The sequence below is a fragment of the Pelomonas cellulosilytica genome, assembly GCF_021353265.1.
Classification (GTDB): Bacteria; Pseudomonadota; Gammaproteobacteria; order Burkholderiales; family Burkholderiaceae_C; genus Pelomonas; species Pelomonas cellulosilytica.
Map to the genome: position 1 here is coordinate 234821 of NZ_JAJTWU010000002.1, position 26596 is coordinate 261416.

At 70.9% G+C, this 26596-nt stretch carries 26 protein-coding genes; 8 read left to right on the forward strand and 18 right to left on the reverse strand.

Going from position 1 to position 26596, the window contains the following annotated elements:
- Nucleotides 1-183: 183 nt before the first annotated feature.
- The 4 genes from LXT13_RS05035 to LXT13_RS05050 form a co-directional block, all read right to left on the reverse strand.
- Entirely contained in the window at nt 184-1839 is a 1656-nt protein-coding gene (locus tag LXT13_RS05035; protein ID WP_233370526.1) for a sensor histidine kinase, read from the reverse strand.
- The gene (locus LXT13_RS05040) at nt 1836-2750 is read right to left on the reverse strand and encodes a transporter substrate-binding domain-containing protein (protein ID WP_233370527.1); all 915 of its coding nucleotides are present in this window, start codon (nt 2748-2750) and stop codon (nt 1836-1838) included. The genes LXT13_RS05035 and LXT13_RS05040 overlap by 4 nt, the downstream gene beginning before the upstream one ends.
- 14 nt (nt 2751-2764) lie before the next feature.
- A complete protein-coding gene (locus LXT13_RS05045) occupies nt 2765-3142 on the reverse strand; it encodes a response regulator (RefSeq protein ID WP_233370528.1) in 378 nt (125 codons plus the stop codon).
- Between the two features lie 84 nt (nt 3143-3226).
- Nucleotides 3227-5215: a sigma-54-dependent Fis family transcriptional regulator gene (locus tag LXT13_RS05050; protein WP_233370529.1), complete on the reverse strand. Its 1989-nt coding sequence runs from the start codon at nt 5213-5215 to the stop codon at nt 3227-3229.
- A 286-nt stretch (nt 5216-5501) separates the two neighbouring features.
- Here LXT13_RS05050 and exaC point away from each other — a divergent pair, with 286 nt between their 5' ends.
- The gene (gene exaC / locus LXT13_RS05055) at nt 5502-7025 is read left to right on the forward strand and encodes an acetaldehyde dehydrogenase ExaC (protein ID WP_233370530.1); all 1524 of its coding nucleotides are present in this window, start codon (nt 5502-5504) and stop codon (nt 7023-7025) included.
- A gap of 37 nt (nt 7026-7062) precedes the next feature.
- Here exaC and LXT13_RS05060 read toward each other — a convergent pair whose 3' ends face one another.
- Complete coding sequence (locus LXT13_RS05060; RefSeq protein WP_233370531.1) at nt 7063-7722, reverse strand: hypothetical protein; 660 nt, start codon at nt 7720-7722, stop codon at nt 7063-7065.
- Between the two features lie 247 nt (nt 7723-7969).
- On the opposite strand from LXT13_RS05060, the gene LXT13_RS05065 reads away from it, so the two are divergent.
- The 3 genes from LXT13_RS05065 to LXT13_RS05075 are packed head-to-tail and all read left to right on the forward strand — an operon-like array spanning nt 7970 to nt 9172.
- Nucleotides 7970-8314 carry an ArsR/SmtB family transcription factor gene (locus tag LXT13_RS05065; protein WP_233370532.1) on the forward strand — a complete coding sequence of 115 codons (345 nt, stop codon included), beginning with the start codon at nt 7970-7972 and terminating at the stop codon, nt 8312-8314.
- A complete protein-coding gene (locus tag LXT13_RS05070) occupies nt 8311-8763 on the forward strand; it encodes an SRPBCC family protein (RefSeq protein WP_233370533.1) in 453 nt (150 codons plus the stop codon). Before LXT13_RS05065 ends, LXT13_RS05070 begins: the two co-directional genes overlap by 4 nt.
- A 13-nt stretch (nt 8764-8776) precedes the next feature.
- Nucleotides 8777-9172, forward strand: a complete 396-nt coding sequence (locus LXT13_RS05075; RefSeq protein WP_233370534.1) for an MAPEG family protein — start codon at nt 8777-8779, stop codon at nt 9170-9172.
- A 9-nt stretch (nt 9173-9181) separates the two neighbouring features.
- Here the strand turns inward: LXT13_RS05075 and LXT13_RS05080 are convergent, their stop codons facing one another.
- Genes LXT13_RS05080 through LXT13_RS05110 form a run of 7 tightly spaced genes read right to left on the reverse strand, consistent with a single transcriptional unit; the run spans nt 9182 to nt 16981 of the window.
- A complete protein-coding gene (locus tag LXT13_RS05080) occupies nt 9182-10195 on the reverse strand; it encodes an ABC transporter ATP-binding protein (RefSeq protein ID WP_233370535.1) in 1014 nt (337 codons plus the stop codon).
- Complete coding sequence (locus tag LXT13_RS05085; protein WP_233370536.1) at nt 10171-10974, reverse strand: ABC transporter permease; 804 nt, start codon at nt 10972-10974, stop codon at nt 10171-10173. Before LXT13_RS05085 ends, LXT13_RS05080 begins: the two co-directional genes overlap by 25 nt.
- Nucleotides 10971-11798, reverse strand: coding sequence for an ABC transporter permease subunit (locus tag LXT13_RS05090; protein WP_233370537.1), 828 nt, complete (start codon nt 11796-11798; stop codon nt 10971-10973). Before LXT13_RS05090 ends, LXT13_RS05085 begins: the two co-directional genes overlap by 4 nt.
- Complete coding sequence (locus LXT13_RS05095) at nt 11789-12565, reverse strand: alkaline phosphatase family protein (RefSeq protein WP_233370538.1); 777 nt, start codon at nt 12563-12565, stop codon at nt 11789-11791. Before LXT13_RS05095 ends, LXT13_RS05090 begins: the two co-directional genes overlap by 10 nt.
- The gene (locus tag LXT13_RS05100; protein ID WP_233370539.1) at nt 12562-13611 is read right to left on the reverse strand and encodes an ABC transporter substrate-binding protein; all 1050 of its coding nucleotides are present in this window, start codon (nt 13609-13611) and stop codon (nt 12562-12564) included. Before LXT13_RS05100 ends, LXT13_RS05095 begins: the two co-directional genes overlap by 4 nt.
- Nucleotides 13608-14750 carry an alkaline phosphatase D family protein gene (locus tag LXT13_RS05105; protein ID WP_233370540.1) on the reverse strand — a complete coding sequence of 381 codons (1143 nt, stop codon included), beginning with the start codon at nt 14748-14750 and terminating at the stop codon, nt 13608-13610. Before LXT13_RS05105 ends, LXT13_RS05100 begins: the two co-directional genes overlap by 4 nt.
- The gene (locus LXT13_RS05110) at nt 14750-16981 is read right to left on the reverse strand and encodes a TonB-dependent receptor domain-containing protein (protein ID WP_233370541.1); all 2232 of its coding nucleotides are present in this window, start codon (nt 16979-16981) and stop codon (nt 14750-14752) included. The genes LXT13_RS05105 and LXT13_RS05110 overlap by 1 nt, the downstream gene beginning before the upstream one ends.
- 230 nt (nt 16982-17211) lie before the next feature.
- Between LXT13_RS05110 and LXT13_RS05115 the strand changes: the two genes are divergently transcribed.
- Nucleotides 17212-17988 (forward strand): DeoR/GlpR family DNA-binding transcription regulator, encoded by a 777-nt coding sequence (locus LXT13_RS05115; protein WP_233370542.1) that lies wholly within the window; start codon nt 17212-17214, stop codon nt 17986-17988.
- A 19-nt stretch (nt 17989-18007) separates the two neighbouring features.
- On the opposite strand, the gene LXT13_RS05120 is transcribed toward LXT13_RS05115, so the two are convergent.
- The 5 genes from LXT13_RS05120 to LXT13_RS05140 all read right to left on the reverse strand — a co-directional run bounded on the left by LXT13_RS05120 (nt 18008) and on the right by LXT13_RS05140 (nt 23543).
- Nucleotides 18008-19324, reverse strand: a complete 1317-nt coding sequence (locus tag LXT13_RS05120) for an MFS transporter (protein ID WP_233370543.1) — start codon at nt 19322-19324, stop codon at nt 18008-18010.
- A 211-nt stretch (nt 19325-19535) separates the two neighbouring features.
- Nucleotides 19536-20054: a GrpB family protein gene (locus LXT13_RS05125; protein WP_233370544.1), complete on the reverse strand. Its 519-nt coding sequence runs from the start codon at nt 20052-20054 to the stop codon at nt 19536-19538.
- A 5-nt stretch (nt 20055-20059) separates the two neighbouring features.
- The gene (locus LXT13_RS05130) at nt 20060-21346 is read right to left on the reverse strand and encodes a glycoside hydrolase family 10-like protein (protein WP_233370545.1); all 1287 of its coding nucleotides are present in this window, start codon (nt 21344-21346) and stop codon (nt 20060-20062) included.
- Nucleotides 21343-22665 (reverse strand): MFS transporter, encoded by a 1323-nt coding sequence (locus LXT13_RS05135; RefSeq protein WP_233370546.1) that lies wholly within the window; start codon nt 22663-22665, stop codon nt 21343-21345. Before LXT13_RS05135 ends, LXT13_RS05130 begins: the two co-directional genes overlap by 4 nt.
- Entirely contained in the window at nt 22662-23543 is an 882-nt protein-coding gene (locus LXT13_RS05140; protein ID WP_233370547.1) for an N-acetylmuramic acid 6-phosphate etherase, read from the reverse strand. The genes LXT13_RS05135 and LXT13_RS05140 overlap by 4 nt, the downstream gene beginning before the upstream one ends.
- Before the next feature lie 210 nt (nt 23544-23753).
- Between LXT13_RS05140 and bufA2 the strand changes: the two genes are divergently transcribed.
- From bufA2 to LXT13_RS05155, 3 genes are all read left to right on the forward strand, one after another.
- On the forward strand, nt 23754-24011 hold the full coding sequence (gene bufA2, locus LXT13_RS05145; RefSeq protein WP_233370548.1) for a BufA2 family periplasmic bufferin-type metallophore: 258 nt from the start codon (nt 23754-23756) through the stop codon (nt 24009-24011).
- 114 nt (nt 24012-24125) lie between these two features.
- Nucleotides 24126-24953, forward strand: coding sequence for an MNIO family bufferin maturase (bufB, locus tag LXT13_RS05150; protein ID WP_233370549.1), 828 nt, complete (start codon nt 24126-24128; stop codon nt 24951-24953).
- Nucleotides 24950-25726, forward strand: coding sequence for an HvfC/BufC N-terminal domain-containing protein (locus LXT13_RS05155; RefSeq protein WP_233370550.1), 777 nt, complete (start codon nt 24950-24952; stop codon nt 25724-25726). Before bufB ends, LXT13_RS05155 begins: the two co-directional genes overlap by 4 nt.
- Here the strand turns inward: LXT13_RS05155 and LXT13_RS05160 are convergent.
- Nucleotides 25717-26586 (reverse strand): hypothetical protein, encoded by an 870-nt coding sequence (locus LXT13_RS05160; protein WP_233370551.1) that lies wholly within the window; start codon nt 26584-26586, stop codon nt 25717-25719. The genes LXT13_RS05155 and LXT13_RS05160 overlap by 10 nt on opposite strands.
- Nucleotides 26587-26596 lie beyond the last annotated feature (10 nt).

A 26596-nucleotide genomic window follows, 5' to 3' on the forward strand; every position in this document is an offset into this window, starting at 1 on the left:
ACTGCTGAGGCGATGGCTTTCGGATATGGGTTCCCGGTCAGCTCTCAGATCTACAAGTCCGGCAAGCGAGCTGCCGGTGCGCAGATGCGGGGTCAAGTCTCAAAGCGGCCGGTTCGCCCTGGCGTCTGGCGCCGATGAAGGCGCCAGGGCCGTCGCCAAGGCGTTTGCGCGCGATCCGCCCACTCACGCCGTAGCCTCCAGCCCCGGTCCCCTCGGCAACCTCACCGTGAAGCAGCTCCCTCCGCCCTCCGCCGGGGCCACGCTGATGCTGCCGCCGTGCACGTCGACGATGCGGCGCACCAGGGCCAGGCCCAGGCCGGAGCCTTCGTAGCGGCGCCGGGTGTGCAGGCGCTGGAAGGGTTTGAACAGGCGGGCGGCGCCTTCGGCGCTGATGCCGATGCCGTGGTCGCGCACCTGCAGCACGCGGTCCGGGCCGTCGTCGAAGGCGCTGAACTCCACTTCGGGGGCCTTGCCGGCCTCGACGAACTTGAGCGCGTTGCTCAGCAGGTTCTGCAGCATCACCTGCAGCATGGCGGAGTGGCCGGTCACGTGGCCCAGCGGTGCGGTGGTGATGCGCGCGCCGCTGTTGGCAATCTGCTGCGCCAGGCCGTCGCGCGCGGCCTGCAGGGCCTGGTCGAGGTCGACGCGCGCCATCGTCGGGGCCTCGTGCTGCTGCAGCCGGGCATAGGCCAGCATGTCGTCCAGCAGGGTGCGCATGCGCTCGGTGCCGCGCAGCATCAGGTCCAGGTGCTGGCGGGCCGTGGCGTCCAGCGCCGGGGCTTCATCGCGCAGCAGGCTGCCGAACCCGGCAATGGTGTTGAGCGGCTCGCGCAGGTCATGGGCCGAGAAGTGCACGAACTGCTCCAGCCCCTCGTTGGCGCGCTTCAACGCGTCGGTGCGCTGCGCCAGGTGCCGCTGGCTGCGGCGCAGTTCCCGCAGCGTGGCGGCCAGCAGCTGCCCCGGCAGCAGCGCGGCGGCGATGGCGATGTAGATGAACACCTGCTGCCACGCCGCGCTGAGCGGTGGCGTGGGCAGCAGGCCGCTGCCCAGCGCGGCGGCCAGCGTGATGGACACGGCCAGCGTCAGCACATAGGTGCCCGCCAGCGGCAGCATCACGGCGGCCGTCAGCAGCGGCAGCGTGGCGTACACCATGGGATAGGGCAGGAAGCCGGCGGCCAGCAGCGCGGCGCCGATGGCGGCGCACAGCAGCGCCCAGGCCAGCACCTGGCCCGCGAGCTGCCGCAGCGGCGCCGGCCCTTCGCCGGCCAGCAGCAGCGCGAGCGGCAGCGTGGACAGCGCACCGATGGCGGCGCCCTCCAGCCAGGGCAGCCACAGCCCGGTGAGGCCCTGGCCGATGAGCGGCCCCACGGACAGCGTGGCCACGGTGGCGCCGGCCAGCGGGGCGGCCACCGCGGCTAGCAGCAAGGCCTTGCCCAGCGTGGCGGCCGAGACGACGCCGCTGCGCTGCAGCCCCGCGTGGCGCAGCGCCGCAGCGGCGAGGCTGACTTCAGCCAGGTTGGCCGGGATGAAGGTCATGGCCGGCAGCAGCGGGTCTCCCCACAGCGCGTTGGCGCCGATGATGGCCAGCGTCACGGCGCCCAGCAGTGCCGGCCAGTCCCTGCAGTGCCGGTGCGCCAGCGCGGCCACGGCCAGTGCATTCGCATACCAGATCGACGCCACGCTGCCGGGCTGCCGGGACAGTTGCAGTGACAGCATGGCCGCTACCGTGTAGGCCAGCGCCAGGCCCACGGCCAAGGGTATGAGCGGCTGGCGGGCCAGCCAGGCCTCGGGGGAGTGCCTGCCCGGCGGTGGGGGCGGCGGCCGGTCGATGACCGTCATGTCAGCGTGGACGGGTCGTTGTCGCGCGCGGCGCGGCGCTGGCGGCGGCGCCACAGCAGGCCCAGCAGCAGTGCGGCCGCGCCCAGCCAGGCGGCGGCCCAGCCCGCCAGCCGGTGCCAGGCCGGCTGCATCAGCGCGCTGCCGCTCAGCGGCCCCATCCAGCGCTGCTGGATCTCGCTGCGCTCCTGCAGGGGCAGCGCGACGATGGCGGCGTCCAGCCGCTGCACCAGGTCGGCCCGTGCCTTGGGGACAGCCAGGCTGAGCGCGTAGTCGAAGCCGATGGGGCCGGCCGAGCCCAGCGTGTCCATGCGGCTGCGTTGGGTGATGAAGGCGGCGCTGGCGGCGTCCACCACGGCGGCGTCGAAGCGCCCGTCCTGCACGCCCTGCAGCGCCTGCACGTCGTCGGGCACGGGCGCCCAGACCACCCGCGGAAAGCGCTCGCGCGCGAACCCTTCCACCGCGTAGCCCGCGCCGACCGCCACAGGCTTGCCGGCCAGTTGCTGCAGCGCCGCCTGGCCGTCGGCGCCCTGGGCGTGCGGGATGGCCGTGCGGCGCACCACCAGGATGGCCGGCACGTTGACGTAGGGGCGTGTGAATGCCAGGTACTCGGCCCGCTCGGGCGTGGGCCTCAGGGACGACACCAGGTCGGCGCCGCCGGCGCGCAGCAGGGCCAGTTGCTCGGCCAGTGGCGCGGCGGGCAGGGTCTGCAGCTGCAAGCCGGCCGCGGGTGCGAGGCGGGCCAGCAGGTCCACCGACAGGCCTTTCACGTGGCCTTGATCGTCGGCGAACACGAAGGGGCCGTAGTCGCGCTCGGGCGCGAAGCGCACGGTCTCTGGCGTCGCTGCCTGCGCGTGCCGGAGCATGACCAGCGCCAGCGCGGCCAGCAGGAGATGGCGGCGCGCAGCGGTCATGCCGGCGCGAGCCTTTACCGTTGACCCAGGCGCTGGGCCTGGGCGAGGGTCAGCGGCTTGACGAGGTAATCCTTCACCACCGGATGCGCCAGGGCCTGCCGCCGCTCGCTGTCCAGCGGCGAGCTGCTGAGCATGACGATCTCGGTCGCGCCCCGGACGTCGGCGGGCAGGCGTTCGAACGCCGCGAGGAATTCGAAGCCGTTCATCCCCGGCATGTTGACGTCCAGCAGGATGAGGGCCACGCGGCCCGGCGCCTGCGCGATGGCGTCCAGCGCCTCCGGCCCCGACTCGCATTCCTGCACCGCCCAGGGCAGGCCCGTGCGGCCGAGCATGATGCCGGTGTACGTGCGATCGAACTCACTGTCATCGACGAGCAGCACGGGGATGGTCATCTGCAGTCGGTCCGGGAGTGCTGGCGCAGCGATTCAGTTTAGCCAGGGGCGCTGGTTGAGAGCGCTGGGTGGGGCGCCGGCGGCTCAGCCGATGCCAAGCCGGCGGTACAGGGTGTTGCGGCTGATGCCCAGGCGCCGAGCCGCTGCGGACACGTTGCCCTGTGCGGCGGCGAGCGTGGCGCGGATGCGGGCGTTCGTCAGCTGGCGCAGATCCTCGGCGGCGCTGTCGGTGGCCGGCGCCCCGGGGGCATCGACCGCCGTGTGCAGCGCGGCGCGCAAGTCATCGGGCAGCTCGGCCTCGGTGATCTGTGTGGCGCCGCCGTCCAGCAGCGCGACGGCCGTGCGCAGGGCCTGGGCGAGCTGGCGAAGGTTGCCGGGCCACGGCTGGCGGCAGAACGCGGTGATCAGCGCGTCGTCCACGTGCAGGGCCCGGTCCGGGGCCTCGGCCTGGAGCAGCCTGGCCACGAGGGCGGGCAGGTCGGTGCGCTCGCGCAGCGGCGGCAGCGTCAGCAGGAGGCCTTCGAGGCGGTAGTACAAATCCTCCCGAAGCCGCCCCGCTGCCACCTCGTCCTTCAGCTTGCGGTGGCTGGCGCAGATCAGCCGGAAGTCCACCGCTACCGCCGCGCCGCCGCCCAGCGGCGACACCTGCCGCTCCTGCAGCACGCGCAGCAGCCGGGCCTGCAGGGCCAGCGGCATGTCGCCGATCTCGTCGAGGAACAGCGTGCCGCCGTGGGCTTCGCGCAGGCGGCCGGGGGCGCCGTGGCGGCTGGCACCGGTGAAGGCGCCGGGGCGGTAGCCAAAGAGTTCGGCTTCGATCAGCGTCTCGGGCAGGGCGGCGCAGTTGACGGCCACGAAGGGCTTGTCGTGGCGCTGGCTGCTGTCGTGCATGGCGCGGGCCAGCAAATCCTTGCCGGTGCCTGTTTCGCCTTGCAGCAGCACGGGCACGGCGGGTTTGTCCAGCACCTTGCGGGCGCGCTCCAGCACGGCGCGGAACGCGGCGTCGCCGGTGTCCAGCGCGGCCAGCGCGTCGTGCGGGCGGCTGGGCAGGTCAGCGGCGGGGGCGCTGACGGTGGTGCTGAACGCCGCGGTGCCCGTGGCGGCGGGTGGTTGCGCGCGTGAGACGACCGTGGCGCTGCTGCGCCGCAACGTCTGGCCGGGCTCCAGGCGCAGCCACAGCGGCGCGCTGCCGCCGCGGGGCAGGGCGCGCGGCGCGGGGCCGTGGGCCAGCAGGCTGCGCAGGTCCAGGCCCAGCGCGCGTTCCACGGTGGCGGCGCCGATGTCGCCGCGCGTCAGGCCCAGCAGCTCCAGAGCGGCGGTGTTGGCGCCGGTCACCCAGCCGTCTTCGCTCAGGGCCAGCAGCCCTTCGGTGACGGTGCCCAGGCCTTCGATCTGCGCATGCAGGCGCACATGCAGGCCGCTGCCATGCCGGCTGGTGAACAGCTGGTGCTCGATCATGCGGGCACCGCTGCGCACCAGCGCCAGCGTGTGGCGGTGGTAGCCGCGGCGGTCGCCGGAGATGTCGAGCACGCCCAGCAGCTGGCCGGTGGCGTCGGCAATGGGCGCGGCGGCGCAGGTGAGGAAGCCGTTGCGCTCCAGGTAATGCTCGCCGGCATGCACGACCATGGGCGCGCCTTCGGCCAGCGCGGTGCCGATGGCGTTGGTGCCGCGCCATTGCTCGCTCCACACGGCGCCCGGGCGCAGCGCCACGCGGGCGGCGCGGTCGGCAAACGGGGCGTCGTCGCCGCTGGCGTGCAGCAGCAGGCCATGGGCGTCGGCCAGCAGCACGAGGCTGTCGCTGCCCTGCACCTGCTCGTTCAAGAAGGCCATCACCGGCTTGGCGTGAGCCACCAGCGCGTGGCGGTGCGCCAGCGCGCGGGCGAGCTGGGCGCTGCTCGCGTGCGGCGCGCCTTGCGGGCGGCCCTGGGGCTGCAGGCCGAACTCGCGGCAGCGGGCCCAACTGGCCTGCAGCGGGCCGGCGATCAGGCCGGTGGCAACGGTGCCGGTGTCCAGCCACTGGCGGCGCGCCTGGCGGATGCGCTCGGGCGGGGTGGGGGCCTCGGGGGGGTGGGGCATGGCGGTCTCCTGCGGTGGCCGTGTGCGGCTCTATGAGGCGCATAGCCTGCGCCCGAAGGCGGACGGTAGCCTGACGAATCCGGCCGTCAAGCGGGTGTGCCGGAATGGCGCACTGTCACGGAACAGCTGTTCCGTTTCGTGACAGTCGGCACGCAATGCGGCCGGCGTTTGGGCACGCCGTGGGTGAGGACCGTCGCAAGCGGGCTTGGCATGCGGTTTGCGCTTTCGGGTGTGACCCAGCGCCGTTCAGGACGCCGGGCGCCCATCCTTCCTGGAGACAAGCCCCATGACCGTTTACGCCGCCCCCGGCGCCGCCGGCGCCACCCTCGCCTACAAGCCCCGCTACGACAACTTCATCGGCGGCCGGTTCCAGCCGCCGGTCGAGGGGCAGTATTTCGATGTGATCTCGCCGATCAACGGCAAGGTCTACACGCAGGCCGCGCGCTCGGGCGCCAAGGACATCGAGCTGGCGCTGGACGCCGCCCACGCCGCCGCGTCCAAGTGGGCCGCGGTGCCGCCGGCCGAGCGGGCCAATGTGCTGCTGAAGATCGCCGACCGCATCGAGCAGAACCTGGAGCTGCTGGCCTATGCCGAGACGGTGGACAACGGCAAGCCGATTCGCGAGACGCTGAATGCCGACATCCCGCTGTGCGTGGATCACTTCCGCTACTTCGCCGGCTGCGTGCGGGCGCAGGAAGGCGCGCTCAGCGAGATCGACGGCAACACCATCGCGTACCACTTCCACGAGCCGCTGGGCGTCGTGGGCCAGATCATCCCGTGGAACTTCCCGCTGCTGATGGCGGCGTGGAAGCTGGCGCCAGCGCTGGGCGCGGGCAACTGCGTGGTGCTGAAGCCCGCGGAGAGCACGCCGGTGAGCATCCTCGTGCTGGCCGAACTGATCGCCGACCTGCTGCCGGCGGGCGTGCTGAACATCGTCAACGGCTACGGCAAGGAGGCCGGCATGCCGCTGGCCACCAGCAAGCGCATCGCCAAGATCGCTTTCACCGGCAGCACGGCGACCGGCAAGATCATCGGCCAGGCGGCCGCGGCCAACCTGATCCCGGCCACGCTGGAGCTGGGCGGCAAGAGCCCCAACCTGTTCTTCAGCGACGTGATGGCTGAGGACGACGCCTTCCTCGACAAGGCCATCGAGGGGCTGGTGCTGTTCGCGTTCAACCAGGGCGAGGTGTGCACCTGCCCCAGCCGCGCGCTGATCCAGGAAAGCATCTTCGACAGGTTCATGGACCGCGCCGTCAAGCGCGTGGCGGCCATCAAGCAGGGCAACCCGCTGGACACCGACACGATGATGGGCGCCCAGGCCTCGGCCATGCAGATGGACAAGATCGAGACCTACCTGGCACTGGGCAAAGAAGAGGGCGCCAAGTTGCTGATCGGCGGTAGCCGCGCGCAGCTGGGCGGGGAGCTCGCGGGCGGCTACTACATCCAGCCGACGCTGTTCCAGGGCCACAACCAGATGCGCATCTTCCGCGAGGAGATCTTCGGCCCGGTGCTGGCGGTGACGACCTTCAAGGACGAAGCCGAGGCACTGCAGATCGCCAACGACACGCCCTACGGCCTGGGCGCCGGCGTGTGGACGCGCGACGGCAGCCGCGCCTACCGGCTGGGCCGCGCCATCCAGGCCGGCCGCGTGTGGACGAACTGCTACCACGCCTACCCGGCGCATGCGGCCTTCGGCGGCTACAAGGAAAGCGGCATCGGCCGCGAGACGCACAAGGCCATGCTTGACCACTACCAGCAGACGAAGAACCTGCTCGTCAGCTACTCGCCGAACGCGCTCGGATTCTTCTGAGCGGCGTGCCTGCGGCCGGCGCGCGCCGGCCGTGGGCTCAACCGCGGTGGCGGCGCGTCAGCGACAGCGTGACCAGCGCCAGCGCCGCCAGCGGCAGCGTGCCCGGCAGCGGCAACGGTGTGCCGGGCGCGCGCATGGCCACGCGCAGGTTGTCCAGCGTCGTCTCTTCGTTGCCGCCGTTGGCCTCGTGGGCCTCGTTCCAGCGGAAGGCGGTGATGGCCGTGTCGGACACGATGCCGACGAAGATCGGCGAGCCGTCGCCGCCGGCGATGAACAGGTTGCGTGTGCTGCCGTCGCTGAACAGGAAGCTCAGCAGCCCGGTGTCCTGCGCCGTGGAGGGGCTGCCGGGGTCGGCCTCGAAGGCGTTGATGTCCAGCGCTGCCGCGAGGAAGGGCAGCGCATAGCTGGCCTCGAAGTAGCCCGTGCCCGTCGCCCGCGCCGCGCCGAAGGCGGCCGCCGCTTTGTCGGCGCCGAACACCTCCACCGGGCCGATGTTGCTGCTGAGCGTGACGCCCGGCAGCACGGCCGTGCCGGTGAGATCGGTGCCCAGGGCATAGCCGCTGAAATCCTGTGTCTGCGCCGGGCCGCTGAGCGCGGCCTGCCAGCTTGCCGGCGTGATGAAGACGTTCACGGTCGCCGCGTGGGCGAGGCCGGTGATGGCGAGGGCAAGGGCAAGAGCAACGAGGGCGCGGCGCATGGCTGTCTCCGGAAGTGGTCGGGGCCCATTGGGCGGCGCCGCCTCCGGGGAGCCCACCCCAAGGACTTGGGGGCAGCCTGTGGACGCGGGGTGATGCGCCTCTGGATGATGGAACGCTGCGGGGGCCGCGCTTGGCGATGCGGGTGATGGATCGATGACGCCCCCAACCCGGCCGCTTTCCACCTGGCGCCGCTCACAGTGAAGGCGCGTTCTTGACAGGCGTCGACGGCCGTTAATAATTAACCGTATGGTTAAACAATACACGCACGGCCTCGACTACACCTTCTTCGCGCTGGCCGACCCGACGCGGCGCGCGGTGCTGGCGCGGCTGTCGCAAGGCGAGGCGACGGTGGGTGAGCTGGCCGAGCCGTTCGGCATGTCGCTCGTGGCCGTGGGCAAGCACCTGCGGCTGCTGGAGGCCGCCGGACTCATCCAGCGCGAGCGCGTGGGACGACGCGTGACCTGCCGGTTGCAGGCCGGGCCGCTGGCCGAGGCCGGCGCGTGGATCGACGGTTACCGCGCGTTCTGGGACAGCAACATGGCCTCGCTCTCCCGCTATCTGCGCGGCAAGGCCAAAGGGGCTGCGACGTGATCGCCGATGTGAGCCTGAGCCGCGAATACGTGCTGGACGCGCCGCCGCAGGTCGTCTTCGCCGCCTGGACCGATCCGGCCGCGCTGCTGCAGTGGTGGTGCCCCGGCCCGGCGCATGCCACGCATGCCGAGCTGGATGTGCGCGCCGGCGGCCGCTACGAGATCCGCATGACGGCCGGCCCGGGCGGCGAGCCGCAGGTTGTGAGCGGCGAGTACGTCGCGGTCGAACCGCCGCACCGCCTCGTAATGACCTGGCACGCCCGCGGCACGCCGCACGACAACGGTGACGCGAGCCTGCTCACCGTCGAGCTGCATCCGCATCCCCGCGGCACGCGGCTCGCGCTGCTGCATGAACGCCTGCCGACGGGCTCCGGGGCGTCGTACAGCGGCGGCTGGGCCGCGGTGCTGCAGGCGCTGTCCCGCTTTGTTCAACCCCCGTCTGCCGCCTGAGGCGGTCTTGCCCATGCAACCTGCTGCCCTTGCCCTGCCCTGCGTCGCTGCCCTCGGCCTGCTGCTGTTCCTGAGCGGCTTCTTCGTCAGCGTGACGCGTGCGCGCTTTTGGACGCTGCATGCAGGTCCCAGCGACCCGGCGCATGCGCTGACCAAGGCCGTCCGTGCGCACGGCAACACCGCCGAGTACGCCGCGTTCCTGGGCTTGTTGATCTGGTTGGCGGGCCAGCACAGCCAGGCTGCGTGGGTGGGCTGGACGATGCTGGCTGCGACGGTGTCGCGCTATGCGTTCGTGGCCGGCATGCTGCTGTCGCCGACGCTGGCCAGGCCGCATCCGCTGCGCGCGGTGGGTGCGTTCGGCACCTACCTCTGCGGACCGGCGCTGTCGGTGGCGTTGCTGCTGGGCTGAGCGGCCGCGTCAGCGCGCCAGCCACTGCAACGCGGTGGCGGGCAGCGCGAGCGCCAGCGTGGCGCCCGGCTCTGGTGGCGTATCGCCGGGCGGCAGGCCCAGCGTGAGCGCCTGGCCGCCGGGCGCCTGCAGCGCGACCGTCCAGCCCAGCAGCCCCGGGTGCACGGCGACGACCTCGGCCGCCAGGCGCCAGGCCTCGGGCGGCGCGACGGGGCCGTCCGGCTGCAGCGCGGCCAGCGGCGCGAGCCAGCAGCCGGTGTCGCGCCGCCAGGGCTCGGGTGCGGTGCGGGCGTCCAGCCGGTTGAAGGCGCCGAGGAAGTCGGCCACGCGCAGCGTCTGTGGGCGCTGCCACAGCGCGGCCGGCGCGCTGCACTGCTCGATGCGGCCCTCGAACATGACGGCCACTTGGTCCGCCAGCTCGAAGGCCTCATCGCGGTCATGGGTGACGAGCACGCTGCTCTGGCCCAACTCGCGCTGCAGCTGGCGGAAGGAGCGCCGCAGCGGCACACGGAAGGATTCGTCCAGCGCCGAGAAGGGCTCATCCAGCAGCAGCAGGCCGGGTCGTGGCGCCAGCGCCCGGGCCAGTGCTACGCGCTGGCGCTGGCCGCCGGAGAGCTGGCCCGGCCGCGTGGCAGCGTGCTCGGCCAGGCCCACCAGCGCGAGCAGTTCGTCGATGCGGGCCTGCTGCGCGGCCGGTGTCTCTCCGCGCGCCTGCAGGCCGAAGCCGACGTTGTCGCGCACGCTCAGGTTGGGAAAGAGCGCGTAGTGCTGGAACACGACGCCGATGCCGCGCAGCTTGGCGGGCTGCTGTGTCACGTCGCGTCCGTCTAGCTCGATGCGGCCGCCGCCGAGTGGCTGCAGGCCGGCGATGGCGCGCAGCAGCGTCGTCTTGCCGCAGCCCGAGCCGCCCAGCAGTGCCAGCACCTGGCCGCGTTGCAGGTCGAGGTCGATGCCTTGAAGGATGGAGCGGCCGCCCAGGACCACGTGGGCCTGGCGGACTAGGAGCGCGCTGGGGTTCGCCATGAGGTGAGCAGGTGCACGAGGACGCCCAGGCCGGTGACGAGGGCGAAGCTGACGACAACGAGCGCCGCGGCCAGATGGCCGTTGGCGCCGCGCAGGCCGTTGATGAGGGGTTGCAGCAATTCCAGCGTGCCGCCCAGCAGCAGGTTGGCGATGGCGAATTCCATGGCCGCCGTCATCCACGCCAGCAGGCCGGCTGCGGCGATGGCAGGCAGCAAAAGAGGCAGCAGCACGCGGCGCAGCAGCAGCGCGTCGGATGCGCCGAGCGTGCGGCTGGCCTCCACCAGCGGCCGAGCATCGAGCTGCTGCAGCGCGGCGGACAGGGTCTGATGCACCAGCGGAAACAGCAGCGCGGCCAGCAGGCCGACGTAGACGGCGCGCAGGTCCAGCACGTCGCCCCAGCGGCCGACGAAAAGGTCGAGCGCGCCGATGGCGACGACGACCGGCGGGATGGCGTAGGGCAGCAGGGCCAGCGCGTCCAGCAGCGCCTTTAGGCGCGGCGCGGCCAGGTGGCCGACGAGGCTGGCCGCTCCGCCGAGCAGTACGGCCAGCGCGGCGGCGGCACCCGAGATCCAGACGGTGTTCCACGCGGCGCTGCGTACCTGCGCGTCCGCGGCCAGGCCGGCCAGCCATTGCAGCGTGGCGCCCTGCGGCAGCAGGCCTTGGTCCCAGCGCTCACTGAAGGCATAGGCCATCACCGCCATCGGTGGCAGCAGCACCAGCAGCGCGGTGGCCCAGAAAGCGATGGCCGGCAGGCGCCAGGGGCGGTGGGCGGCCGTCATGCCAAGCGCCTCAACCGCGCGGACCACCACCGGCCGCCGACGATGACGGCGAGCAGCAGCACCGCCATGACGAGCGACAGCGCAGTGGCCAGCTCGGGCTGCGAAAAAATGTCGCCGCTGACGGCCGCCGCGATGCGCACCGCCAGTACCGGGCTGGCCGTGCCGGCCAGCGCGAACGGCGTGGCATAGGCGGCGGCCGCGTTGGCGAACAGCAGGCTGGCCGTCTCGACGAGGCTGGGCGCCAGCAGCGGCAGGCCGACGCGGTGCCAGAAGCGCGCCGGCGACGCGCCAAGCGTGGCGGCGGCCTCGGCCAGCGTCGGGTCCAGCAACTTGACGGGCGCGGCCAGCAGCACCAGCGCCAGCGGCACCTGGAAGGTGGTGAAGGCCAGCAGCAGGCCGGCGTCGCTAGCGAGGTCCCAGCCCTGCAGCAGGCCGGCGCTGCGGGCCAGCGTCGTCAGCACCCCCTGGCTGCCGAGCAGCAGCGTCAACGCCAGAGCCAGCGGCACTCCGGCGAAGTTCGCGCCCAGGCTGGCCAGCACGGCCACCGGCTTGTCCCAGCGCGGGTGGGCCACAAGGTGCAGCGCCGCGCCCAGGCCCAGTACCAGGCCCAGTACCGTCGACGCGGCCGACAGCGCCAGCGTGCGGGCGATGGCGCCGAGGTGATAGCCGTCGGCCCACAGCTCGCGAAGCACGCAGGCGTCGGGGCCGAGGCAGGCGCGCAGCAAGTCGGCGCTGCGCCAGGCCAGCGGCAGCAGCAGCGCAGTGGCCATCAGCGCCAGCATCGGCGCCGCCGTGAGCCAGGCGCGGGTGGGGGTCAGCTGCATCCGAGCCGGCGGGCGATGAAGGGGCGGATGTCCGTCTGCGCCTCTGGCCAGCTGGCCGGCGCGGTGGCCGGGCCGGCGTGCGGCAGCCACACCAGCGGCACGTCGCGTTCCACGGGCAGCGGGCCGCCGTGCCAGTGGTCGGCATGCATGCCGTGGTCGCTGGTCAGCAGCAGGTCGTAGCCTGCGGCATGCCAGCACGGCAGCACTTGGGCCAGCACCATGTCGAGTTTGCGGGCAGCCATGCTGTAGCCGGCCGATTCGCCACCGTGGCGGTGACCTGCCAGATCCAGCCCCATCGGGTGGACGAGCAGGAAGTCGGGCTCGTGGGCGTGGCGCAGAGCTTCGGCGTCGGCCAGTAGGTGGGAGTCGGGGTAGTTGTCCTCCCAGTACCAGCGGGCGCCTTCCACGTTCAGCTGGGGCAGGGCGGCTTCGCGGTGATGCAGCGGGTCGAAAATCTTGCCGGCGAGCAGCTCGAAGACCCAGTGGTAGGCCGCGATGGCCGAGCGGCGGCCGCCGGCGGCGAGGTCATCGAACACCGTGCTGCCGCAGCGTTGGCCGGCCTGGCCGTTGCCGAGGATGCCGTGGTCCAGCGGCGTGCGGCCGTTCAGCACGGTGGCGTAGAGCGGGCGCGACAGGCTGGGCAGCTCGCAGCGGAGCGTGCTCCAGTGCGCGCGGCCGACCTCATTCAGCGCCTGCACGTAGCCGAGGTAGTCGCGCGCGGTGTCGGCACGCAGGCCGTCGACGAGCAGCAGGACGAGCTTGTTCATGCGCCGAGCACCTCACGCTGCCAGGCGCGCGGCAGTTTCTTGACTTCCTCGGTCCAGAGCTGCGGCTTCAACGCGCGGGTGGCGGCGTACTGGGCCGCGGGCAACAGTTTCTTCTTCACGTCGTCCGGCAGCGCGAGGTGGTCCACGCGGATGGGCCGGGCGTTGCCTCGCGCGAGGTTGAGCTGGCCGGCGTCGCTGAAGATGAACTCGCGCGCGAGGTTGCCGGCGTTCGGCCGCTTGGAGAACTTGTTCAGCAGCGTCGTGTAGCCGCTGGTGATGGAGCCGTCGCTGGGGATGAGCACCTCGTAGTCCGCCGCGTTGGGCAGCTTGTCGCGGTAGCTCAGCGCATTGAAGTCCCACAGCAGGAAGACCTCCGCCTCGCCACGCTCCATCAGTGCGGGCGTCGGGTCGGTGGACAGCAGCTTGCGCGCCTTGACGAGTTGGGCGAAGGCCTGCAGTGCGGGCTGCAGCTTCGTTTCGTCACCGCCCAGCGCGTGTGCTGCGGCAAGCACGGCGGCATTGGCCTGGGCGGCGCGGCCTACCGCGCCGATCATTACGCGCGGGGCGGCGGCGAACAGCGCCTTCCAGCTGCGCGGTACGTCCTTGAGCAGCCGCTTGTTGGCGGCGAAGGCGATGGTGCCGGTGTAGGCCAGGGCCCAGTGGCCGTCGGCGTCCCTGGCCCAGTCGGGCACCTGGGCCCAGGTCGTGGGCTTGTAGGCCCGCGTGATGCCGCGGGCCTTGGCGATGGGGCCGAACTCGAAGCCGACGTCGCCGATGTCCACGCTGGCGTTGCTGCGCTCGGCTTCGATCTTGGCGATTTCCTCGGCGCTGCTCATGTCCGTGTCGGTGTGGGCCAGGCCGTAGAGGCGCTGCAGGTCGGCCCAGGTGGCGCGCCAGTTGGCCCAGTCGTCGGGCATGCCGACGCTGGCGATGCGGCCCTCGGCGCGGGCGGCGGCCAGGAGGTCGGCGGGCTGGGCCAGCGCCAAAGGAGCGAGGCCGCCGGCGGCGAGGCCGGCGAGGAGGTCTCGGCGGGTGAGTGTGCTCATACCTTGCTGTTGAAGCGGAGTTGGTCCATGCTCAGGCGCTGCTGCAGGCGGGTCTTGCCCTTCACATCGCGGATGCTGAGCTGCAGCGTCGGCGCCGGCGTGCTGAAGTCCATGTCGACGAGGCCGAAGTTGACACCGGCGTACACGGCTGACACGCGGCGGCTGTTGGGCGTCGGGATGTCCCACACCTCGGTGAGGCCGCTGGAGGTGAGGTCCCACAGCGGGTAGCAGGCGGGCGTGTCCCAGCGCGACAGGTCGGCGTAGTGCATGTCGCCGCTGATGACGACGATGCCTTCGGCCCGCTTCTCGCGGATCAGGTCTACGAGGCGCTGGCGCTCCAGCGGGAAGTTGGCCCAGCCCTCCCAGCCCGTGCCTTCGGCGGCGAGCTGCACGCTGGAGACGAGCAGGCGGACGTCGGCCGGCTCGGCCAGACGCTCGGCCAGCCAGGCCCATTGCGGCTCGCCCAGCAGTGTGGCGGCGGGGTCGAGGTTGGGCTGGTACCAGCCCTTCATCGGCGCACCGCTCAGCTTGGCCTGGGTGACCATCGCGACATAACCCTCTTTTGGCGCGGGGTCGGCCACGAGGGGCGTGCGGTTGAAGCGCAGGTCCAGCATCAGAATCTGCACCGTGCGGCCGGCGCGCTCGATACAGTAGGCCTCGTAGATGCCGGGGCGCGTGCGGCGCGGGGAGCCGGCGGGCTCGCCCCATTCGTCGCAGAAGAGCTGCTGCGACAGCGCCTTCAGCGGGTAATCGCCGCCCACGTCGTCGTCGCCAAAGTCGTGGTCGTCCCAGATCGAGAGGTGGGGCGTGTCGCGGCGAAAGGACTGCAGCGCCTCGACGCGCCGGAACTCGGCGTAGCGCTGGTGCAGCGTGTCGGCGTCCTGCGCGTCGGCGTAAAGGTTGTCGCCGAGGAAGAGGAAGAGCTCCGGCCGCGCAGCCCGCACCGCAGCCCAGACGGGCTGCGGCTTGGACTGCTTGGCGCAGGACCCGAAGGCGATGCGCAGCTGCTGCGGGCTGGCGGGCGCGCCGAGCGCCAGCGGGCGTGAACCGGCGTTCGTGCCCGCCTGCGCGCCCACGCCCGCCGCCGCCAGCCCGGCCGCCAGCATCAGCTGGCGGCGGTCGAGCGACGGCGTGGCCATCAGAGCTTGCCCGTCAGCGTCACGAAGAACTGGCGCGGCGCACCGGCCAGCAGCGTCTGGCTGTCGCCGCTGTTGCCGAAGCCGTTGCTGCCAACCGTCGAGATGTACTTCTTGTTGGCCAGGTTGGTGACGCCCAGCTGCACGCTGCCCTCGGACAGGAAGCCCAGCGACTTGGTGCGCAGCCCGCCGCTGACGTTCAACAGCGTGCGGCCGTTCACCGACGCGTCGTTGAGGTAGCTGTAGTAGCGCTTGGCCATGTAGTCGGCGCCGAGGTTGCCGAACCACTGGCCGTCGTCGTAGCTGAGGATGGACTTCAGCATCGTGTCCGGTGCATCCACCACGTGCTTGCCGGCGATGGCGATGGTCGTGGTCTTACCCTTGTCGTCCGTGTTGGTGACGTTGTCGCGGTAGGTCGAGTTGCTCAGGCTCAGGCTGTTGTACCAGCTCACGCCGGGCATCAGGCGCAGTGACAGCGCCGCCTCCAGGCCCTTCGTGCGAACGCCGCCGACGTTGCTCAGCACGGTGGGGTTGCCCTGGATGCCCGAGCCCTGTGTGACGCCGAGCAGGCGGTCCTTGAAATCGACGAAGTAGGCGGTGATGGCGGCCTCGTACAGCTTGGCGGACGTGCGCCAGCCAGCCTCGAAGTTGGTGGACGTCTCGGGGCGCAGCGAGCCCTTGATGGCGTCGAAGCCGACCTGCGTCGTCGCGAACGGCGTCGTGCCGGTGGCGGCGCCCTGATAGGCGCGCATGTTCTTGGAGACGCTGGTGAACAGCTCGTCACTGCGGGTGAGCTGGTAGTTCAGGCCGACCTGCGGCAGGAAGCTCTTCTTGGCCGTGATGCTGCCGACCGGGCCGCTGCCGACCTGACGGTCCGCATCGATCTTGGCCTGCAGCGACTTGAAGCCGGCGCCGAGCGTCAGCTGCTGGGTCAGCGCGATGGTGTCGGACAGCGAGAACTGGTCGGTCTTCGTGTGGAAGGTGTACTGCCAGGCGGTCTGGAACGGGTTGCTCGGGAAGCTGTAGACGTCGGGAATCGCGTTGGCGCTGACGGCATAGAAGCGGCGGGCCTGGTCGAAGTCGTTCTTCTCGTGCCAGTACGACACGCGCAGCTGGTGCATGCCGATCTCGTAGTCCAGGGTGGCGTTCAAGCCGTCGCGCTTGATGCCGTACTCGGTCGTGCGCAGCGCGATCGGCGTGCCGTCGGGCGACGCGGTGTACGGCGTGAACCACAGGCCGCGGCCATCGTTCTTGTGGTGGTAGACAGTGGTCTTCAGGCTGAGCTTGTCGGCCAGCTTCGCATCCAGCGTCACGCCGGCCAGCGTGTCCTTGCGCAGGCCGGAGCCGGCGTAGTAGGCGTCGTCAGCGCTGGTCTCGCCGTGGGTCCAGACGCCCTTGGCCGACTGCAGCGCAGCGTTGAAGTCCGGGTAGTAGTTGTCCCAGTCGTAGCCCAGGCGCCCGATCATCTCCATCGACATGTCCTGGTAATCCACCTCGCGGCGGTGCGACGTGTTGACGAAGGCGGACAGGCGGTTCTCGCCGAAGTTCTTCACGTACTTCAGGTTGAACTGCTCCTGGCGCTGCTCGCCCTGGCCCTTCCACTTGTCGGCGTCCTGATGGGTGAAGCTGACGTAGACGGCGCCGAGGTCGGAAGTGCCGCTGTCGAGCCGCACGAAGGTGCGGCGGTTCTTGTCGCTGCCGAGCGTCTGCGAGGCGCGCAGGCCGAAGGCTTTGGCCGGGTCCGTGGAGAAGAACTGCAGCGTGCCGCCGAGGTTGCTGGACGACGGCGTGTCCAGCGCGCCGGTGCCCTGCGACAGGTCGGCGCGGGCGACGTTCTCGCTGCTGATGGCGCGGCTGATGTGCAGACCGTTGAGGTTGCCGTAGCTCATGTCGCCGAGCGGCACGCCGTCCAGCGTGAAGCCGAGCTGGTTCTGCGAGAAGGCGCGCACCGTGAAGCGGGTGGACCACTCGTAGTTGCCCAACGGATCGGCCGACTGGAAGTTGACGCCGGGCAGGCGCGACACGGTGGCCAGCGGGCTCAGGCCGGCGGCCGCAGCGGCCTCGAAGTCGGCCTGCGTCAGGCCCTGCACGGAGCGGATCTGGCCGCGCCCTTGCGTGACGGTGACGCGTTCCAACTCGGTCGGCGTGTCGGTGGCCTGGGCCTGGGCGGCAACGGAGAAGGCCAGACCCAGCAGGGCGGCCAGGGGAGTCAGTGCGTGAACTGCAGATCGCATGAAGTGGGGCGCGGTGCGCGTGAGGGCTGAGGAAGCGCCAGCCGCTCCGGGTTGTCCCGAGGTCGGTGGCGTGATGCGCCGCAATGTCACAAAAATCCACGACAGTTCGACGACAAATCACTGTCTGCAGCCTGAGTTCCACGAATTTCCACATCTACGCTCGAATTCACACAATCGCCACGCGAGACTGGCCCACTCGGGCGGCCTTCTTGCCCTGATTCCGACTGCACATGTGGGTTGCCGAACGACACCGCCGCATCCTGGACCTGCTCCAGACGCACCACCGCCTGACGACCGAGCATTTCGCCGAAGCGCTGGGCGTGTCACGCGAGACCGTGCGACGCGACCTCATTGAGCTGGAGCGCTCGGGCCACCTGGCGCGCGTGCATGGAGGCGCTGTGCCTCCGGCCACGCCCGCGCCGGCGGTGCCGCCCGAGCCGGCCTACCTGGAACGCACCGGCCTGCATCAGCCGCAGAAGCGCGAGATCGCCCGGCTGGCGGCGGCGCTGGTGCAGCCGGGCCAGGCCTGCTTCCTCGACGCCGGTTCGACGACGCTGGCGCTGGCCGAGGAACTAGCGCGGCGCGAGGGGGCCATCGTCATCACGAACTCGCTGGAGGCTGCGACGGCGCTGGCCCGCAACACCGCGCACGAGGTGCGGCTGCTGGGCGGACGGCTGGACTCCGATGTGCCGGCAACCTACGGCGAGCAGACTGTGGCCGAGATCGGCCGGCTGCAGGTGGATTGGGCGCTGGTGTCGCCGGTCGGGTTCGACGCCGTCAATGGCGCGATGGATTACTTGTGGAACGAGGCGACCGTGGCGCGCGCGATGCTGTCGCGCGCGCGCCAGCGCGTCGTGCTGGCCGATGCGAGCAAGCTTGGCCAGGCCAGCCGCATCCAGATCTGCCCGGCGGCCGAGGTGGACGTGCTGGTGACCGACGGTGGCGCCGATGCAGACGTGCTGGCAGCCCTGCGTGCGGCCGGCGTGACGCGGGTGCTGGTGCCCTGAGCCGGTGTGACCCGGCGCCTCAGTGCCGCCCGGTTCCCACCGCGGCGGCGCCGTCCACCTTGCGCGGGAAAGGCGCGAACACCGCGCCCAGCACCGACGGGATGGCTGCGACCATGACGATGATGAAGTAGGTCTTGTAGCCGACATGGTCGGCCAGCGGGCCGGAGATGTACTGCGTCGGCACCAGGGTCAGGTTCATGATCGAGTTGGCGAACGCGTAGTGCGTCATGTGGAACCGCCCCGGCGAGATCTGCTGCATCATGTACAGCATGTTGGCGACGAAGCCGAAGCTGTAGCCGAACTTCTCCACCGTCACCAGCGCCGCTACCGTCCAGAACGACAGCGTGTGGCCCGGGCCGGCCAGCTGCGACAGCACGACGAAGCACACGTGGGGAATGTTCAGGCACAGCGCCATGAACACGATGGTGCGGCGGTTCAGGCCGAACTTGGATAGGAACACGCCGCCCAGCAGGCCCGCCGACAGGCTCACCGCCGTGGCGATGGTGCCGTCGATGAGGCCCTTGTCCTTCAGCGACAGGCCCACGCCGCCGAGGTCGGGCGAGGCTTGCAGGAACAACGGGCCTTCGATGAGCAACAGACCCTCGGAGCTGCGGAACAGGAAGACGAACAGCAGCATGCCCCAGATGGCGTCCTTCTTGAAGAAGTCGACGATGGCTTCCCAGAAGTTGCGGAAGGCCAGGCCCACACTCTCCGGCCGCTCGCTGACGCTGCCCGTCGGCAGCATGAAGCGGTGATACACCGCCAGCAGCGCGAGCGTGGCCGCCGAGAAGCCCATCGCCCACTGCCAGGCTTCCGTGGCGCCGAGGTGGTGGTCTTCCTTCAGCGAGCCCGCCAGCCACACGACTGCGGCGGTGCCGAACAGGCGGCCCACGTTCCAGAACACACCCTGCACGCCGATGTACTTGGCCTGGCCCTTCTCGTCGAGCGACGTGATGTAGATGCCGTCGACGCAGATGTCCTGGGTGGCCGAGGCGAAGGCCATCACCCACAGCACGGCGATCGTGATCTGGAAGTAGTTGGGCAGCGGCAGCGCCACCGCGATGCCGCACAGCAGCACCGCCATGATGACTTCCATCCACAGCACGAAGAACTTCTTCGTCTTGAACATGTCGAGGAAGGCGGCCCAGAACGGCTTGAGTGACCAGGCGATGCCGACGCTGGCGGTCGCCATCGTGATCTCGCCGTCGGAGTGGCCCAGGTCCTTCAGCATGGTGCCGGCGACCCAGATCACCAACGCAAACGGGATACCTTCGGCGAGGTAGGACGACGGAACCCAGGACCAGGGGTTGCGGATGCGAGTGGGGCTGGTGCTCATTCGTGAAACCGGACGAAATTTTTATAGACCCGAAAGCGTTGGAGCGAGACGCGGCGCGGCCGGGGTGGACAGCGTTGTCATGTCTTTCATTCCGAGCGCCCCCGGGGTCGCAGCACCCGGCGCCTTGAGTGGCGCGGTGGCAAGCGTGCCGGCATGCTAGGTTTGAAACCCGCTGTTCCTCATCCAGGGTTACGCCAGTGCCGACTCGGCTTTACCTTGGGTACGGGGGCTGGTTCAGCGACGCCAGCACCGCGCGGATGAACGGCCCCTTGGCCTCGGTATAGGCCGCCTTGTCGTCGGCATGCTCCGCGGCGAGCTGGCGCTTGAGCTCGGCGTAGCGCGCGGCCAGCAGGTGGTCGGCGCGCAGCGCGTCGCGAAACGCCAGGTGTTCGCGCCAGAAGGTGCTGTCGTTGACGACGACATGCAGGTGCACCCGCAGGCGCGTGGTGTCGGCGTCGCGGGTGAAGTAGCGCCGCTCCGGGAGCTCGCGCTCATGCTCGGGCCGGTAGCGGTAGCCCAGCGCGGCGAGCGCGGCGTGGTGGGGGGCGACGTCCGACAGCTGCGCCACGCCGAGCAGCACGTCCAGCACCGGCTTGGCACACAGCCCCGGCACGGCCGTGCTGCCGATGTGTTCGAGCGTGCCGGCATGGCTGCCGAACACGGTGCGCAGCGGTGCGGCAGCCGCTTCGAACTGCGCGGGCCAGTTGGCGTCGGCCGTGGCAAGCTGCACGCCAGTCACGGGCCTGGCGCTGTGTAGGGGCCCATCCGCAAGGCATCGGCAATGCCGCGGCGGTTCTGCGCCAGCGCGGCCAGGCTGAAGTGGATATGGCCGCTGCCCGGCGCCAGGCGCCGGATGCTGTCGATCTGGCCCAGGATCTCGTCGGGCTGCCAGCTCTGCGGCGTCGCGTCGATGCGGCTGGTGAACAGGCCCGGGTGGATGGGCCGGTCCAGCGGGTTCAGCGCCATCCAGGCCTGCAGCAGCACGTCGAAGGCCTGGGCGGCCTGCGCGCGGGGCCAGTAGAGCTGCGGCGCGAGATAGTCCAGCCAGCCTTCCTTCAGCCACAGCTCCACGTCGGCGTAGAGCTTGTCGTACTGGCTGAACCCGGTGATGCCCGGCGGCCGCAGCTCGGGCCGCGGCAGGCCGAAGGGGCTGATGCCCACGCGCGTGCCGGGGCGCACTTCGTGCACGGCGGCGTAGAGGCGTTGCACGAGGCGGTTGATGTTGTCGCGGCGCCAGTCGGCACGGGGCAACGCGCCGCCCGCGGCGAGGTACTTTTGCCACGTCGAGTCGTCGGGGAACTCGATGTCGTTCTTCGCCGCGTCCTGGATCGGGTAGGGGTAGAAGTAGTCGTCGATGTGGATGCCATCCACCGCGTAGCGCGTCAGCAGGTCGCGCACGATGGTCAGCGTGTGCTCGGCCGCCAGCGGCTCGCCGGGGTCGATCCACAGCTGGTCGCCATAGCGCCGCACCCAGTCGGCATGCGTGCGGCTCAGGTGTGTGGCGGCGGGCGCGGACTTGGCGGTGCTGTGGCGTGCACGGCAGGGGTTGATCCACGCGTGCAGCTCCAGTCCGCGCAGCCGCGCCTCGGCCAGCCAAACGGCCAGCGGGTCGTAGCCCGGGTGGCGGCCCTGCGTGCCGGTCAGCACCTCGCTCCAGGGCTCCAGCGCGGACTCGTACAACGCGTCCGCCGCCGGCCGCACTTGCAGGATCAGTGCGTTCAGGCCAATGCGCTGCGCGGTGTCGCACAGCGCGCGGATCTCAGCCTGCTGCGCGTCGGTAGACAGGCCCTTGCGGCTGGGCCAGTCGATGTTGGCGACGGTGGCAACCCAGGCGGCGCGCCATTCGCGGGGCGGCAACGCGGGCGGCGTGAGCGCGGCAGGCGTGGAGGCCGCGGAAGCCGACGCGTCGGGCGGTGGCGGCGCGGCGTCGTGCGGAGTGGCCGGCATCGGTACGGGCGGCGTGCTGCCGCAGGCCGCCAGCAGCGGCGCGGTGGCCAGGCTGAGGAGGTCGCGGCGCTTCATGTCTCGGCGTTCTCCGTCTTCCGGCCGAAACCGTCGGGGATTTTGATGAGCGCCGCCATCGCCACGCTGGGCAGCGTGGCGAGCAGCACCCAGCCGAAGAAGGGCACGTAGCCCAGGTGGTCCTGCAGCCAGCCGCTCCACATGCCCGGAATCATCATGCCCAGCGCCATGAAGCCGGTGCAGATCGCGTAATGCGCCGTCTTGTGCTGGCCTTCGGCCACCAGGATCATGAACATCAGGTAAGCCGTGAAGCCGAGGCCGTAGCCGAACTGCTCCACCGCGAGCGCGCCGCTGATGACCCACAGACTGGTCGGGTGCGTCAGCGCCAGCGCCAGGAAGGCGACGTTGGGCAGGTGCATGGCGATGACCAGCGGCCACAGCGCGCGCTTCAGGCCCACTCGCGAGATCACCCAGCCGCCCACCAGCCCGCCCAGCGTCAGCGCGATGAGGCCCACCGTGCCGTAGGCGATGCCGACCGACTGCGTTGTCAGGCCCAGGCCGCCCTTGTCCGCCGGATCCAGCAAGAAGGGCGACGCCAGCTTCAGCAGTTGCGCCTCCGGAAATCGGTATAGCAGCAGGAAGCCGAGGATGACCGCGATGCCCGGCTTGCGGAAGAAGCTTACGAACACGGCGAAGAAGTCCGCCACCAGACCGCGTGCGGCGGCCCGTCCGGGCCCGGCCGCGTCGCTTGCCGGCCGCGGCAGCGCGACGGCATGCCACAGCCCCAGCACGCCGAACAGCGCCGCCAGCCCCCAGAACACGCCGCTCCACGCGGTGATGACCGAGCCGCTGCGCTCGGCCCATTCGCCGGCCAGGTAGACAAGGGCGCCCTGGCCCGTGATGTTGGCCAGGCGGTAGAACGTCGAGCGCACGCCCACGAAGGCGGCCTGGCTGTGCTGGGGCAGCGCCAGCATGTAGAAGCCGTCGGCCGCGATGTCGTGCGACGCCGAGGCGAAGGCCATCAGCCACAGCACGGCCAGCGACAGCTGGAAGGCGCGGTCCGTGGGCAGCGTCAGCGCCACGCCGGCGAGAGCCGCGCCTACGAAGAACTGCAGCACTGTCACCCAGCCTCGCTTCGTGCCGAACAGCTCGGCCAGTGGCGACCACAGCGGCTTGATGACCCAGGGCAGGTAGAGCCAGCTGGTGTAGAGCGCGATGTCGGTGTTGGAGATGCCCAGGTTCTTGTAGAGCACGACCGACAGCGACATCACCGTCACGTACGGCAGGCCCTGCGCGAAATACAGCGAGGGCACCCAGGCCCACGGGGATGTCTGCCCCTGGCCCGCCGGGGGGATAGGCCCTGCCATGGTGTTCGTCATGCCGACAGCGCGCGGCTCACGCTGCCATCGGCCGCGTCCAGCAGCGCACGCGCCTCGCCGGCCGGCATGCCGCGCTTGAGCATGACGAGGGCGGTCTTCACATGGTGGTCGCACTGCGCGAGCGCGGCTTGCGCGTCGGCCTCGCTGGCGCCGGAGGCGCGCACGGTCAGCGCCAGCGCCCGCTTCACGAGCTTGGCGTTGGTGGCCTTCAGGTCCACCATCAGGTTGCCGTAGACCTTGTGCAGCTTCACCATCAGCGACGACGAGAAGGTGTTCAGCGCGATCTTCTGTGCTGTGCCGGCTTTCAGCCGCGTGCTGCCCGAGATCACTTCGGGGCCTGTGTCCAGCACGATGCCGATGTCGGCCTGGCTGGCCACAGGCGCGCCGGGGTTGTTCGCGATTCCGATGGTCAGCGCGCCGGCCGCGCGCGCCGCTTCCATGGCGCCCAGCACATAGGGGGTGCCGCCCGAGGCGGCCAGCAGCAGCGCGACGTCGTTGGGGCCGGGCTTCAGCGCGGCGAGGTCGGCGCCGCCCTGGGCGCGGTCGTCCTCGGCGCCCTCGACGGCGACGAACATCGCGCCCGCACCGCCGGCGATGACGGCCATCGCCCGCTCGCGCGGCCAGGAGAACGTCGGGTAGAGCTCCACGCTGTCCAGTACGCCGAGGCGCCCGGACGTGCCGGCGCCGGCGTACAGCAGCCGGCCGCCCGCGCGGATGCGCGGCAGCGCGGCGTCCACGGCGTCGGCGAGTTGCGGCGCCGCCGCCTTTACGGCGGCGATGGCAGCGGCCTGGTCGTCGATGAAGGCATCCAGAAGCGCCGGCGTGTCGTAGGTGTCGAGGTCGGGATGCCGCGTGCTCGGGGTTTCGGTGTTCAGCATGGGAAATGGGCGTTGGTCCGCTGGACTCTACCGGGCATGACCAACGCCACGCATTGCCGCCGGCCCGCCGGGTCATCAGAATCCGTCGGCCGGCTGTAAGGAGCGGGGCACGACGCCCGACGGACGCTGGCAAGTCGATGCCGGGGCCTTCCAGGCTCGACCTGTGGTGAACCCGATCTCAACCACTCACTACCTTTTCTGGAGAGTCACATGAACGCTTCCTTCAAGTCGGGCCTCGGCATCGCCGCTGCGGCCGCCGCCCTGTTTGCCACCACCGCCATCCCGACGACCGCCGCCGCGGCCGACGGCATGGTCAAGTGCTCCGGCGTCAACAGCTGCAAGGGCACTTCCGAATGCAAGACGGCCACCAGCGGCTGCAAGGGCCAGAACGGCTGCAAGGGCCAGGGCTGGGTCAGCAAGAAGAGCGCCGAGGAGTGCACGAAGGCGGGCGGCAAGGTGGAGAAGTAAGACCACCAGCCCCCTTACAGGGGCGCCCTCAGCTGACCGGCAAAGCCGGATCCGCGAGGGCTGCTGGAGGAGGCGCGACGCTGCAGGCGTCGCGCCATCACTGCCGAAACACCCATGACATCGATCCAAGGCTTCGGCCTCGGTCTGCGCGTGGAGCATTACGCCGCCTTCGAGGCGGGTGTGGATGCTCAACGGCGGCCCGACTGGCTGGAGATCATTTCCGAGAACTACCTCGTGCCGGGCGGGCCACCGCTGGCGCACCTGGAGCGCATCCGGGCGGACTACCCGCTCGTCATGCATGGCGTGTCGCTGTCGGTCGCGGGGCCGCAGCCGCTGGACCTGGCCTACCTGCGCGAGCTCAGGGGCCTGGCCGACCGGTTGCAGCCGGGCTGGGTGTCCGACCACCTCTGCTGGAGCGCTGACGCGCACAGCCAGCTGCACGACCTGCTGCCCGTGCCGCTGACGCGTGCCGCGCTCGACCACGTCGGCAGCCGCATCGCGGAGGTGCAGGACGCGCTCGGCCGCCCGCTGGTGCTGGAGAACGTGTCCAGCTATGTGCGCTTCGCGGCCGACGAGATGACCGAGTGGGACTTCATCACCCAGCTGCTGAAGGCCACCGGTGCGGAGCTGCTGCTGGACGTCAACAATGTCTACGTGTCGAGCCGCAACCACGGGTTCGACCCCATCGCCTACCTTGATGCCGTGCCCGCCGGACGCGTTCGGCAGATCCACCTCGCCGGCCACGAGGACCGCGGCGACATCGTCATCGACACGCACGACCACCCGGTGCGCGACGAGGTCTGGGCGCTTTACCGGCATGCGGTACGGCGCCTGGGGACCGTGCCGACGATGATCGAGCGCGACGACCACATCCCGCCGCTGGACGGCCTGCTGGCCGAGCTCGAGGTGGCCCGGCGGCTCGCTGCGGAGGCCGTGGCATGAGCGTGACGGCGCAACAGCGTCAGCTTGCCGCGGCCATCCGCGACGGCGCCGAGGCCGACGGCCTGCTGGCCGGCGACTTCGCGCTCGGGTTGCAGGTCTACCGCCATGCCTACCGCGCCAGGCTGGCCGATGCGCTGGTCGACAACCACACCGTGCTGGCCCGCGCGCTGGGCGACGAGGCCTTCGATGCGCTGGCGCACGCGTACATCGCGACCCACCCAAGTCGGCATCCATCCATCCGCTGGTTCGGCCATGCGCTGGCCGACTTCATGGCCGATGCCGGCGACGACCTCGTGCCGCATGAAAGCCTCATCGATATCGCCCGCATGGACTGGGCGCTGCGCGGTGCGTTCGACGCTGCCGACGCGCCGCTGTTGGCCCCCGAGAACCTTGCGGCGCTGAGCCCCGACGACTGGGCGGGCCTCCAGCTGCGTCTGCACCCGAGCGTGCAGCGCGTGGCGCTGGCCCATGCCGTCGAGCCGGCATGGCGGGTGTTGCGCGAGTGGGACCCCGACACGGGCGCCGACCAGCCCGAGCTGCCGGAGCCACGGCCGCATGCTCACGTGCTGCTGGCCTGGCGCCAGGGGCTGGAGACGCGCTGGCGTTCGCTGGAGCCGCTGGAGGCGACGCTGCTGGATGCGGTCGCGGCGGGCGAGACGTTCGCGCAGTTGTGCGAACGCGCCGCGGCCGTGCTGGGCGATGCCGACGCCGCGGCGGCGGCTGCCGTGGGCCTGCTGCAGCGCTGGCTGGCCGACGGCCTGCTTCAGCGCTGACCGTCGTAGGTCAGCGCATGCGTGGCCACCCGCGTCGGGCGCAGGAAGCCGTGCTGGTTCATCGTCGGCGCCACGGTGCCCGAGGCGCCTGAGTGTCGCCAGGCCACCGTCAGCTGGCAGCGTGACACCAGCGGCGTCGTGGCCACGTCCTTGTTGGCGCGCCGGCTCTCGGCGTTCAGGGCGTCGTCCACGCCCGAGGCAACCAGCCGGTAGCCGCCGGCGATGCTGTCTTCGCTGGCGTAGAACAGTGCCGCGCCATCGACCGCGAAACTGCTGTTGTCGGTGCGGCTGCAGCTGCCGGTGGCGGCGGGCGAGGTGTCTCGCATGGTCGACAGGGTCAGTCGCACCGGCAAGTCGGGCGAGGTGCGCGTCAACACCGCCATGCCTGTCGGCTGCAGCACCGTGAAGCGTGCCGGCATCGTCGCCTCGCTGACGTGGCGCACACCGGCCCGCGTGAACACGATGCGCACGACCGGCTGCGCACTCGTCGCGCGCAGCGTGGCCTTGTAGCGCATGCGGTTGCCGGACACGTCCGCCATGGCGACCTCGGCGCCGCCGTCCACGCTGGCGGTCAGGCTCTCGTTGGCGGCGGGCTGCACCGTCGTCAACAGGTTGGCCGACTTGCCGAGCGACCCCTCCACGACGACCTGCGCCTCGTCGTCCGTCTGCGTGACGGTGAATTGCGGGCTGATCTCGTCGACGTTGAGCGTGGAGGACTCCGTGCAGTTGGTGATGGCGCACGTCAGCCCCTGGGCCATGGCATCGGCGACGGGACTGAAGTCAGGCGCCACCCCGCCACAGGCGGAAAGCACGATGGCGGGCAGCAGCAGTGCCGGGGCGTGGCGGCATGGGGTCTTCATGAGTCCTCAC